The sequence below is a fragment of the Streptomyces sp. NPDC030893 genome (assembly GCF_055571535.1).
This window is the reverse complement of the sequence record NZ_JBVIFC010000001.1, coordinates 248392-260189: the sequence shown is the minus strand read 5'-3', so window position 1 is coordinate 260189 and position 11798 is coordinate 248392. Positions and strand designations below refer to the sequence as shown.

Genomic DNA, 11798 nt, shown 5'->3' with positions numbered 1-11798 from the left:
CCTACCCCGCGTGCTCCACGAAGCGGGCCGCCGTCTCGGCGAGCACCTCGTGGCCGTTCCGGGCCCACAGGGCGTCGTTGAAGAGTTCGACCTCGATGGGGCCGGTGTAGCCGGCGGCCTCCACGTGGCCCCTCCACTCCCGCATGTCGATCGTGCCGTCGCCGAGCTGGCCGCGGCCGTTGAGGACGCCCTCGGGCAGGGGGGTGGTCCAGTCGGCGAGCTGGAAGGTGTGGATGCGGTTCTGGGCGCCCGCGCGGGCGATCTGCGCGGGGGCGGTGTCGTCCCACCAGATGTGGTACGTGTCGACGGTGACGCCGACCTGGTGGGCCGGGAAGCGTTCCGCGAGGTCCAGGGCCTGGGCCAGGGTGGAGACCACGCAGCGGTCCGAGGCGAACATGGGGTGCAGCGGCTCGATGGCCAGCTTCACGCCGTGTTCCCCGGCGTAGGGGGCGAGTTCGGCGAGGGCGTCGGCGATGCGTTCCCGGGCGGCGGGCAAGTCCCGTGAGCCGGGCGGGAGTCCGCCGGAGACCAGGACGAGGGTGTCGGTGCCCAGGGTGGCCGCCTCCTCGACGGCCCGGCGGTTGTCGGCGAGGGCCTCGGCACGTTCGTCGGGGTCGATGGCGGTGAGGAAGCCGCCGCGGCACAGGGTCGTCACCGTCAGGCCCGCGTCGCGGACCAGTTTCGCGGTCGCCTCCACCCCGTACGCCTGGACGGGTTCGCGCCACAGGCCGACGCCCGGGACGCCCAGGTCCCGGCAGGCGTCGGCGAGTTGGGGCAGGGAGAGCTGCTTGACCGTCATCTGGTTGATGCTGAAGCGGGCGAGGCCTGCGGATGTCATGGGGTCACTCCGTACAGGTGCAGAAGGGTGCGCATCCGTTCCTCGGCGAGTTTCGGGTCGGGGAACAGACCGAGGCCGTCGGCGAGTTCGTAGGCGCGGGCGAGGTGGGGCAGGGAGCGGGCCGACTGGAGGCCGCCGACCATCGTGAAGTGGGACTGGTGGCCGGCCAGCCAGGCGAGGAGGACCACGCCCGTCTTGTAGAAGCGGGTGGGTGCCTGGAAGAGGTGGCGGGAGAGTGCGACGGTGGGGTCGAGGAGGGCGCGGAAGCCGTCCGTGTTCCCGGTGTCGAGGATCCGGACCGCCTCGGCGGCGAGCGGGCCGAGCGGGTCGAAGATGCCGAGCAGGGCGTGGCTGAAGCCCTGGTCGTCGCCGGCGATCAGCTCGGGGTAGTGGAAGTCGTCGCCGGTGTAGCAGCGCACGCCCCGCGGGAGGCGGCGGCGCAGGTCGATCTCGCGCTGGGCGTCGAGGAGGGAGACCTTGATGCCGTCGACCTTGTCGGGGTGGGCGGCGATGACGTCCAGGAAGGTGCCGGTGGCCGTGTCCAGGTCGGAGGAGCCCCAGTAGCCCTCCAGGGCGGGGTCGAACATGGGGCCGAGCCAGTGCAGGACGACCGGTTCGGCGGCCTGGCGGAGGAGGTGGCCGTAGACCTCCAGGTAGTCGTCCGGGCCTTTCGCGGTCGCGGCCAGTGCGCGGGAGGCCATCAGGATGGCCTGGGCGCCGGACTCCTCGACGACCGCGAGCTGTTCCTCGTAGGCCGCCCGGACCTCGGCGAGGGTGCCGCCGGTGAGCTGGTCGGTGCCGACGCCGCAGGCGATGCGGCCGCCGACGGCCTTCGCCTCGGCGGCGGAGCGGCGGATCAGCTCGGCCGCGCCCGCCCAGTCCAGGCCCATGCCGCGCTGTGCGGTGTCCATCGCCTCGGCGACGCCCAGTCCGTGCGACCACAGGTGGCGGCGGAAGGCGAGGGTGGCGTCCCAGTCGACGGCGGCCGGTGAGTCGGGACTGGTGTCGGCGCAGGGGTCGGCGACGACGTGTGCCGCGGAGAAGACCGTACGGGAGGTGAAAGCGCTTCCCGGAGAGAAGGTCAGGGGCTCGGCGCGGGGTTCGTAGGGGCGCAGGGTGCCGTCCGCGCCCGGCAGGTGGAGGGTCACAGCGTGATCTCCGGGACGTCGAGGCGGCGGCCCTCGGCGGAGGACCGCAGGCCCAGTTCGGCGAGCTGGACGCCGCGGGCGCCGGCCAGCAGGTCCCAGTGGTAGGGGGCGTCGGAGTGGACGTGGCGCAGGAACAGCTCCCACTGGGCCTTGAAGCCGTTGTCGAAGTCCTGGTTGTCGGGGACCGCCTGCCACTGGTCGCGGAAGACCTCGGTGGCGGGGATGTCCGGGTTCCAGACCGGCTTGGGGGTCGCGGAGCGGTGCTGGACACGGCAGTCGCGCAGGCCGGCGACGGCGGAGCCCTCGGTGCCGTCGACCTGGAACTCGACCAGTTCGTCGCGGTTGACGCGGACCGCCCAGGAGGAGTTGATCTGGGCGATCGCGCCGCCGTCCAGCTCGAAGACGCCGTAGGCGGCGTCGTCGGCGGTGGCGTCGTAGGGCTTGCCGTTCTCGTCCCAGCGCTGCGGTATGTGGGTGGCGGTGAGGGCGGTCACGGACTTCACGCGGCCGAACAGCTCGTGCAGGACGTACTCCCAGTGCGGGAACATGTCGACGACGATGCCGCCGCCGTCCTCGGCGCGGTAGTTCCAGGAGGGGCGCTGGGCGTCCTGCCAGTCACCCTCGAAGACCCAGTAGCCGAACTCGCCGCGCACGGACAGGATGCGGCCGAAGAAGCCGCCGTCGATGAGGCGCTTCAGCTTGAGCAGGCCGGGCAGGAAGAGCTTGTCCTGGACGACGCCGTGCTTGATGCCGGCCGCGTTCGCCAGCCGGGCGAGTTCCAGGGCTCCGGCGAGGCCGGTGGCGGTGGGCTTCTCGGTGTAGATGTGCTTGCCGGCCGCGATCGCCTTCTTCAGGGCGTCCTCGCGGGCGGAGGTGACCTGGGCGTCGAAGTAGATGTCGACGGTCTCGTCGGCGAGCACCGCGTCGAGGTCCGTGGAGACGTGGTCGAGGCCGTGGCGCTCGGCGAGCGCCCGCAGCGCGTGCTCGCGGCGGCCGACCAGGACCGGCTCGGGCCACAGCACGGTGCCGTCGCCGAGGTCGAGTCCGCCCTGTTCGCGCAGGGCCAGGATGGAGCGGACGAGGTGCTGGCGGTAGCCCATGCGCCCGGTCACACCGTTCATGGCGATTCGCACCGTCTTGCGTGTCACGTCGTTCCCTTCGTACGCGGTCCGCGCGCCGCGTACGCCCCACCTGTCGCGCGGCGGGAGCCGTCGCGGGACGGATGACTGGTGAACGTCACAGCAAGCGCTTTCTATGTAGGGAGAAGTTAGCCTCTGAACGGCCCTGTGGACAAGACCGCCGTGCGGGCCGGGTTGTTCGAGGGGGCGAACAAACGGGCGTGGAGCCGTAGGGTCTCTGCTCGGAACGACGACGAGACGCGCGACCGGAGGACGAGACATGACGGTGACCCTGGCGGACGTGGCGGCGCGCGCACAGGTCTCACCCGCGACGGTGTCGCGCGTGCTCAACGGGAACTATCCCGTGGCCGCGTCCACCCGCGAGCGGGTGCTGAAGGCCGTGGACGAACTGGACTACGTGCTCAACGGCCCCGCGAGCGCGCTGGCCGCCGCCACGTCCGACCTGGTCGGCATCCTGGTGAACGACATCGCCGACCCGTTCTTCGGGATCATGGCGAGCGCGATCCAGGGGGAGATCGGGGGGCCGGGCGGGCGCGCGGGCGGGGAGAGACTCGCGGTCGTGTGCAACACGGGGGGCTCGCCCGAGCGTGAACTGACCTATCTCACACTGCTCCAGCGGCAGCGGGCGGCGGCGGTGGTGCTGACCGGCGGTGCGATCGAGGACGCGCCGCACCGGGCGGCGATGGACGCGAAGCTGCGGAAGCTGACGGACGCGGGGACGCGGGTGGTGCTGTGCGGGCGTCCGCCGGCGCCGGAGACCGGGGCGATCGCGCTGACCTTCGACAACCGGGGCGGCGGGCAGGAACTCACGGGGCACCTCATCGGGTTGGGGCACCGGCGGCTCGGGTACATCGCGGGGCCCATGGAGCGGACGACGACGCGGCACCGGCTCGAGGGGCACCGGGCGGCGCTGGCGGCGCACGGGATCGAGGAGGACCCTCGGTGGACCGTGCACGGGCAGTACGACCGGCGGTCGGGGTACGAGGCGACGCTGGAACTGCTGCGGCGGGACGCGTCGTTGACGGCTGTCGTCGCGGCGAACGACTCCGTCGCGCTGGGGGCGTGTGCGGCGCTGCGGGACTCCGGGCTGCGGATTCCGGAGGACGTGTCGGTGGCGGGGTTCGACGATCTGCCGTTCAGCATCGACGCGGTGCCGGCGCTGACGACGGTGCGGTTGCCGCTGGCGGAGGCGGGGGGGCGGGCGGGGCGGATCGCCATGGGGCGGGAGGAGGCGCCGGTCGGGGGGATCGCGGTGGTGCGGGGGGAGTTGATGGTGCGGGGGTCTGTGGCGGGTCCGCGGGGTTGAGGGCGGGGGTTGCGGTTGGGGGGTTTTGCGCAGTTCCCCGCGCCCCTAGGGGGTCCTCCGGTCCCGGGGAATGTGCGGGTGGTCTGTGGTTGAGCGCGCAGTTCCCCGCGCCCCTAGGGGGTGTACGTGCCGGTCGGTGAGGGGTTTGCGCAGTTCCCCGCGCCCCTAGGGGGTGTACGTGCGGGTGGTTTGTGGTTGAGCGCGCAGTTCCCCGCGCCCCTAGGGGGTGTACCTGCGGGTGGTTTGTGGTTGAGCGCGCAGTTCCCCGCGCCCTTAGGGCGTGTATCTGGTGGACGTGCTCCGGCTGATCGGGATGCCGGTGTTGGGGGGGCGGTGGGAAGTCCGTCTTCTCCGTCGGCGGTGCCGAACGCCCGTTCGGGCTGGTGTCCACGACCGCCGTCGGGACGGGCGCGCCGGTGTGTGTCTACCGGCGGCGGGCCGCGACGACGGAGTAACGAGGAGGAGTCGGGCGGGCCGGTCGCGGGTAGTGTCCGTTTTCATGAAGCTGGCGTTCTCCACCCTCGGTGTCCCCGGCCTGCCCCTCACCGATGTGCTGGGCCTCGCGACCGCGCACGGCTATCACGGCGTCGAGCTGCGCTCCCACCCCGAGGAGCCCGTTCACCCGGGCCTCACTCCCGGGCAACGCGCCGACGTCGCCGCCGAGTTCAAGGCCGCCGGGACCGAGATCCTGAGCCTGGCCGGGTACGCCCGGGTCGCCGCACCCGGGGACGACGACGTCGTCATCGGTGAGATCCGGGCCCATCTCGACCTGGCCCGGGACGTCGGCGCCCCCTTCGTCCGGGTCTTCCCCGGCGGAACCCCCGCGCAGAGCCCCGGGGAGGCGGACGCGACGGCCGCCCGGCGGCTGGGCACGGCCGCCGAGTACGCGGCCGACGTGGGCGTACGGATTCTGCTGGAGACCCATGACTCGCACCGCACCGGGGCCGACGCGATGCGGGTGCTCGGGCTGGTCGGGCACCGGCAGGTGGGCGCGGTGTGGGACGTGATGCACACCTGGCTCGGCGGCGAGCAGCCCGCGGAGAGCTTCGCGGCGCTCTCCCCCCATCTCGGCTACGTCCAGGTCAAGGACATCGCCTCCGCCGAGGACACGGCTCCGCTGCCGCTCGGGGCGGGGGTGCTGCCGCTGACGGACGTGGTGGAGGTGCTGTCCCGGCACGGCTGGGAGGGGTGGCTGTGCTGGGAGTACGAGAAGCGGTGGTACGCGGACGCGGCGGAGCTGGCGGGGCTGCTGGGCGCCGGGCGGGAGCACGTGGCGCGGCTGCTGAACGAGTCGGCGTGAGCGTGCGGGAGCGATGATCCCCCGGGCACGATTCAGCACCGGCGACGATTCCCGCGTGGTTGGATGAAGCATCGCTAACCGATCAGGGGGCCGCCGCCATGCTCGACCTCCAGCGTCTGCGTGCCCTGCACGCCGTCTCGGTGCACGGCACCGTCGGGGCCGCCGCCGTGGCGCTCGGCTACACCTCCTCCGCCGTGTCCCAGCAGATCGCCAAGCTGGAGCGGGAGACGCGGACCGTGCTGCTGGAGCGGGAGGGACGGGGCGTACGGCTGACCGACGAGGCGCATCAGCTGGTGCGGGCCGCGCGGGAGCTGATGGCGATCGTGGAGCGGGCGGAGACGGAGCTGGAGGAGCGGCGCGGGGTGCCGGCCGGGCGGCTGACCGTCGCCGCGTTCGCGTCGGCGGCGCGCGGGCTGATGCCGGCCGTACTGGCCGACCTGGCCCGCCGGCATCCCGCGCTCGACACCCGGCTGACCGAGATCGACCCCCATCTCTCCGTGGACCTGGTCGCGAAGGGCGCCGTCGATCTCGTCGTCGCGCACGACTGGGACATCGCGCCGCTGCCCGCCCCGGCGGGGGTGGAACAGACGCTGATCGGGGACGACCTGTGCGATCTGCTGGTACCCGAGGGGCACCCGTTCGCGGGCCGTGCGGCGGTGCGGCGGGAGGAGCTGGGCGGGGAGCGGTGGATCTGCCAGCCGCCGGGGCGGGTCTGTCACGAGTGGCTGGTGCGCACCCTGCGCGCGGCCGGGCACGAACCGGAGATCGTCCACCGGGCCGACGAGAACCCCACCCTGGTGGCGCTGGTCGCGGCCGGGCTCGGTATCGCGCTGATCCCGCGGCTGGGGCGCGGCCCGCTGCCGGCCGGTGTGGTGGAGGTGCCGCTCGACCCGATGCCCGTACGGCGTCTGTACGCCCTGTGGCGCGCGGGCGCGGCGCGCCGCCCGGCGATCGTGGAGACCGTCCGCACGCTGTGCGGGCACTGGCCCGCGGTGTCGGCGCGCGCGCCCCGCTGATCCCACCCGTCCCGCCGGCCCCGACTTGGCGGGAACCGGGCCCGGCGGGGAACCCGTACCGGCCGGCGTCCGTCGAAGGGGCAGGCTGCCGGACGAGTCTGACGTGGTGCGGTGTCGGCCCTCGCTGCTGGCTGCGATCGCTGACCCACCCTCTCCGCCGCACCACGGCCGGCGGCACGCCGTCACCGGCGCGCGCCCCCTCCTGCTGCGCCGGTGACGGCCCCTCACCGGTTGTTGCGCACTCCCTTGACTGGCAGAAACTTCCCGGATATTGGTGACCTCCTGGCAGTTTCCTTCAAGAATGTCCCGCAGAGGATGCCCTTCAGTGGATCCCGGTCCCCGCGGGATCACCTTCCAAAGGAGCGCACGTGCCCGACAGCAGCACCGGAAGCACGGGAAGCACCGCACGTCCGTCCAGACGTACCGTCCTCGCCGCGACGGCGGGCGTCACCACCGCCCTGGCGGCCGGCGGGACCGCCCACGCGGCGGCCGGCCCCGCCGCCCACGACGCCGCGCACGACCGAAGGCTGCGCCGCCTCATCTCCCGTATGACGCTGGAGGAGAAGGTCGGCCAGCTGTTCGTGATGCGGGTCTACGGCCACTCCGCCACCGACCCGGACCAGGCCGACATCGACGCCAACCTGAAGGAGATCGGCGTCCGCACGGCCGCCGAACTGCTCGACAAGTACCGGGTCGGCGGCATCATCTACTTCGCCTGGGCGCACAACACCCGCGCCCCGCACCAGATCGCGGACCTGTCCAACGGCATCCAGAAGGCCTCCCTCGGCCTGGAGCGCGGGCTGCCCGTGCTGATCTCCACCGACCAGGAGCACGGCATCGTGGCCCGGGTCGGCGAGCCCGCGACCCTGTTCCCGGGGGCGATGGCCGTCGGGGCGGGCGGCTCGCGCTCCGACGCCCGCGCCCTCGGCCGGATCGCCGGCCGCGAGCTGCGCGCGCTGGGCATCCGCCAGAACTACTCCCCCGTGGCCGACGTCAACGTCGACCCGGCCAACCCGGTCATCGGCGTCCGCTCCTTCGGTTCCGACCCGGAGGCGGTCGCGGAGCTCGTCGCGGCGGAGGTCAGGGGCTACGAGTCGTCCGGCGTCGCCTCGACGGCCAAGCACTTCCCCGGACACGGCGACACGGTCACCGACAGCCACCACGAACTGCCCTACATCCACCACACCCGCGAGGAGTGGGAGGAGCTGGACGCGCCGCCGTTCCGGGCCGCGATCGCCGCGGGCATCGACTCCATCATGACCGCGCACATCGTCGTGCCGGCCCTCGACGCCTCCGAGGACCCCGCCACCCTCTCCCGCCCCATCCTCACCGGCATCCTCCGCGAGGAACTGGGCTACGACGGGGTGGTGGTCACCGACTCCCTCGGCATGGAGGGCGTACGGACCAAGTACGGCGACGACCGGGTGCCCGTGCTGGCGCTCAAGGCGGGCGTGGACCAGCTGCTCAACCCGCCCTCCCTGGACGTGGCCTGGAACGCGGTCCTGAACGCCGTGCGGGACGGCGAGCTGACCGAGGAGCGGCTCGACGAGTCGATCCTGCGGGTGCTGCGGCTGAAGGCGCGGCTGGGCCTGTTCGAGGACCCGTACGTCTCCCACGCCGGCGTCGACCGCACCGTCGGCACCCGTTCCCACCTGGCCGCCGCCGACCGGATCGCCGAGCGCGGCACCACCCTGCTGGTCAACGACGGCGGGCTGCTGCCGCTGTCCCGGCGCAGGCAGCCGAAGCTGCTCGTGGTCGGCGCCGACCCGGCCTCCCCGTCCGGTACGACGGGCCCGCCGACCGGTGTCCTCGCCGGCGCCCTGACCGGGCTGGGCTTCACCGCCACCGCACTGTCCACCGGCACGGCACCGTCCGCTGCGACCGTCGCCAAGGCGGTCGCGGCGGCCCGGGACGTGGACGCGGTGATCGTCGGGACGTACAACGTCAGCGCGTCCAGCAGCCAGAAGACCCTCGTCGAGCAGCTGCTGGCCACCGGGAAGCCGCTCGTCGCGGTCGCGATCCGCAACCCCTACGACGTGGCCCACCTGCCCGGTGTGCCGGCGTACCTGGCGGCGTACTCCTGGACCGACGTCGAACTGCGGGCGGCGGCACGGGTGATCGCGGGGAAGGTGAACCCGCGCGGGACGCTGCCGGTCCCGGTGCAGCGGGCCGACGACCCGGCGACGGCGCTGTACCCCGTCGGGTACGGGCTCAGGTTCTAGTCACGTACGGGCTGAGGTTCTAGTCACGTACGGGCGAGCCCCGTCCGTACGCTGCCGGGCGTAGTGCGCGTACGTCACACACCGGACGCACCGCACCCAACGTGCGCAAAGCACCCCACATGTCTGGCGTGATCCGGTCCGTCCGGTCACGCTGGACGGGGGTGTCCGGGGGGATGACGATGCACGTGAGGACGAGGTGGTGGGCGCCGGCCGCGCTCGCGGCGGTGGGCGCGGTGCTGCTCGGCGGCTGCCAGAGCGCGCCGGGCGGCGGGACCGGGCGGGAGGGCGGGCCGGGCGAGCGGGCGGCGGCGGTGTCGCCGACGCCGGTCCGTACGTCCGGGTACGGGGCGGTGTTCCTCGCGGTCGACGAGTGCAGTTCCTTCGGCCGGACCAGCTTCACCGAGGTGTCCTGTGCCGGTGAACGGGCGGCGGCCCGGGTGGTCGCCCGCCATGACGGAACGGTGCGGGACGGGCCGCGCTGCCCGGCGACCACGGACTTCGTGCTGCACATCAGCGAGCAGCGGCCCGCCGCCGACGAGGACGGCGACGGGGCGGTGCCGCAGGGCTACGCCTGTATGCGGCACCTCCAGCCGCCGCACCCCGGGGACCCGGGCGGCGGGGGCGGGCCGCGCACCATCGTCGGCGACTGCGTCTACGACCTGGGCGACGGCAAGGTCCGGGAGACCGCCTGCGACGGCAGCGGGAAGCAGGAGCCGGAGTTCAGGGTGACGAAGGCCGTGGACAGCCGGTCGAAGTGCCCGGCGTCCACGGCCCTCTACGTCCGGCTCGGCGGGACCGCACCGGTGGGCTGCGCCCGCCCGGTGTGATCCCGCGCCGGTCCCTGGCCTTGTAGGGGCCTACGGACGCAGGGTGCGCTGCTCCTCGACGTCCCGCTTGTCGAGCTTCGCGTCGAACGCCGCCAGCGGCCGGGCCGCCGCCGGGTTCTCCCGCACCTTCGCCGGGGCGACGTCCGCCCAGTCGAGGATGCGGGCGGTGGCGAACGCCTTCTCCTTCGCGACCAGACCGGCCACGTTGGCGCCGTGGTTCATGCCGGGCGCGGTGAACACGTACGAGTCGCGCGCGCCGTGTCCGAGGCGGAACGGCTCGGCACCCCACGGGTCGTTCTCGCCGTACACGAACAGCATGTGCCGGGCGTTGTGGCGGACCCAGGTGTCGATGTCCCGCATGGTCCACGGCTGGAACTTCATGTCGATCGAGCGGGGCACGAAGTTGCGCGGCGGCTGGTAGCCGTAGCGGATGTACTTCTTCTCGATGTGCGGGAAGTGGATGGTGGGCGCGCCGAGCTGCGTACCGGCCTGGTAGTAGTACGGCGTGTACGGGCTCAGGCCCTGGTCCGTGTAGAACGAGAAGCCGGAGATCGTGTCGATGGAGGTCCAGATCTCCTCGTCGGTGGCGTTCTTCGCGTCCGCCGGGATGTCCACGCAGTCGGCGACGGTGCTGTACTGCCAGAAGCCCCACACGTAGTCGAGGACGACGGCCTCGAAGGCCCGGTCCAGGCTGCCGATGGTGTCGAAGGTGTAGCCGTTCTCGGCGGCGTACTCCTGGTACTTCTTCACCAGCGGCGCCCGGCGCACCAGCGCCTCGCGCTGCACCCCGTTGAGCCGGTCGCGGCACTCCTGGGTGCCGACGTTGCGGAAGAACCGGTCGTAGGCCGAATCCTCCTTGTTCACCACGTCGTTGGGGGCGACGTAGGCGACCACGCCGTCCATGTCGCGCGGGTAGAAGCGCTCGTAGTAGGTGGCGGTCATGCCGCCCTTGGAGCCGCCGGTGGAGATCCAGTTCTCGCGGTAGATCTTCTTCAGCGCCTTGAAGATGCGGTGCTGGTCGCTGGCGGCCTGCCAGATGTCCAGCTTCGACCAGTCGGCCGGCTCGGGCCGGGACGGCGTGAAGAAGCGGTACTCCATGGAGACCTGGTTGCCGTCCACGATCTGGGTCGGCTCGGAACGGCGCGGGGTCGTGGAGACGTTGTAGCCGCCGGTGTAGAAGACGGTGGGCCGCGCGGTGTCCTTGTGCAGCACGGTGATCCGCTGCTCGAACGTGCCCTTGCCGGGCCGGCGGTGGTCGACCGGCTGGGTGTAGTTCAGGACGAAGAAGCGGTATCCGGTGTACGGCTTCTCCTCGACCAGGCTCATGCCCGGAATGGAGAGCAGTCTCTCCTTGATGTCAGTGGTGCCGGTGGCCTCCGGCTCGGCGGCGGTGGCCGCCCCGGCCGTACTCAGTGTGCCTATGAGCACCGTGAGCGCCAGCAGCCATCTGAGCGCCTTGCGCATGCGCACTCCCCTGTGAGACAGATGTGCGCCGGAAGCTATCGGACCAACTCCCCGCAGCAACAGGGGACATAGGGTTATCCCTCGGTCGGAGCGCGTCCCGTTCCCCGGGCCCGGACGGTCAGCACAGGATCCAGCCGGAGCTGACGGACTTCGGGCCCACGCTGCCCTTCACCCACACGCAGCGGCGGCCGGCGTGCACGGTCACCGGGCCCGCGCGGTACTTGTAGCGGCCCTCGTCGACGACCGGCCGGCCCCCGCGGGCCCGCAGGCTCACCGCCATCTTCCGTCGCACGCCCGGCTTCTCGGCGACGGTGACGGCGCAGACGTACCCGCCCCGCTTGTACACCTCCACGGTCCCCGTGGCGAACGGCAGGGTGCGCACCTTGCGGCCCGGGCAGTACGCGGCGGCGTGCGCCTCACCCGGCGCGGCGGCGGAGAGCAGCCCGGCGGCGATCAGCACCGCAAGGGCCGGCGCGAGGTGCCGGCGTATCGCTCCACTGCCCACATCGTCCTCCCGTACCGCACCCGTCGCGCCTGC

General features: G+C 72.6%; 10 protein-coding genes. 5 read left to right on the top strand and 5 right to left on the bottom strand.

All coding sequences use genetic code 11. The features are described 5' to 3' along the window. Position 1: 1 nt before the first annotated feature. From ACZ434_RS01140 to ACZ434_RS01130, 3 genes are read right to left on the bottom strand one after another with little or no spacing between them, the layout of a single operon-like run. Positions 2 to 838: a sugar phosphate isomerase/epimerase family protein gene (locus ACZ434_RS01140; protein ID WP_468450460.1), complete on the bottom strand. Its 837-nt coding sequence runs from the start codon at positions 836 to 838 to the stop codon at positions 2 to 4. Next, on the bottom strand, positions 835 to 1986 hold the full coding sequence (locus ACZ434_RS01135) for a dihydrodipicolinate synthase family protein (protein ID WP_468450458.1): 1152 nt from the start codon (positions 1984 to 1986) through the stop codon (positions 835 to 837). The genes ACZ434_RS01140 and ACZ434_RS01135 overlap by 4 nt, the downstream gene beginning before the upstream one ends. Continuing rightward, on the bottom strand, positions 1983 to 3134 hold the full coding sequence (locus tag ACZ434_RS01130) for a Gfo/Idh/MocA family protein (protein ID WP_468450456.1): 1152 nt from the start codon (positions 3132 to 3134) through the stop codon (positions 1983 to 1985). Before ACZ434_RS01130 ends, ACZ434_RS01135 begins: the two co-directional genes overlap by 4 nt. A 250-nt stretch (positions 3135 to 3384) precedes the next feature. On the opposite strand from ACZ434_RS01130, the gene ACZ434_RS01125 reads away from it, so the two are divergent. The 5 genes from ACZ434_RS01125 to ACZ434_RS01105 all read left to right on the top strand — a co-directional run bounded on the left by ACZ434_RS01125 (position 3385) and on the right by ACZ434_RS01105 (position 9796). Then, entirely contained in the window at positions 3385 to 4431 is a 1047-nt protein-coding gene (locus ACZ434_RS01125; protein WP_468450454.1) for a LacI family DNA-binding transcriptional regulator, read from the top strand. 499 nt (positions 4432 to 4930) lie between these two features. After that, the gene (locus ACZ434_RS01120; protein WP_468450452.1) at positions 4931 to 5731 is read left to right on the top strand and encodes a sugar phosphate isomerase/epimerase family protein; all 801 of its coding nucleotides are present in this window, start codon (positions 4931 to 4933) and stop codon (positions 5729 to 5731) included. 98 nt (positions 5732 to 5829) lie between these two features. Beyond that, a complete protein-coding gene (locus ACZ434_RS01115) occupies positions 5830 to 6747 on the top strand; it encodes a LysR family transcriptional regulator (protein WP_468450449.1) in 918 nt (305 codons plus the stop codon). A gap of 368 nt (positions 6748 to 7115) precedes the next feature. Further along, the gene (locus ACZ434_RS01110) at positions 7116 to 8969 is read left to right on the top strand and encodes a glycoside hydrolase family 3 protein (protein ID WP_468450447.1); all 1854 of its coding nucleotides are present in this window, start codon (positions 7116 to 7118) and stop codon (positions 8967 to 8969) included. 173 nt (positions 8970 to 9142) lie between these two features. After that, positions 9143 to 9796: a hypothetical protein gene (locus ACZ434_RS01105; RefSeq protein ID WP_468450445.1), complete on the top strand. Its 654-nt coding sequence runs from the start codon at positions 9143 to 9145 to the stop codon at positions 9794 to 9796. Positions 9797 to 9826: 30 nt separating this feature from the next. On the opposite strand, the gene ACZ434_RS01100 is transcribed toward ACZ434_RS01105, so the two are convergent. Together ACZ434_RS01100 and ACZ434_RS01095 are read right to left on the bottom strand one after the other, a co-directional pair. Next, complete coding sequence (locus tag ACZ434_RS01100) at positions 9827 to 11260, bottom strand: S28 family serine protease (RefSeq protein WP_468450443.1); 1434 nt, start codon at positions 11258 to 11260, stop codon at positions 9827 to 9829. Between the two features lie 118 nt (positions 11261 to 11378). Next, the gene (locus ACZ434_RS01095; RefSeq protein WP_468451757.1) at positions 11379 to 11765 is read right to left on the bottom strand and encodes a hypothetical protein; all 387 of its coding nucleotides are present in this window, start codon (positions 11763 to 11765) and stop codon (positions 11379 to 11381) included. Between the last annotated feature and the right edge of the window lie 33 nt (positions 11766 to 11798).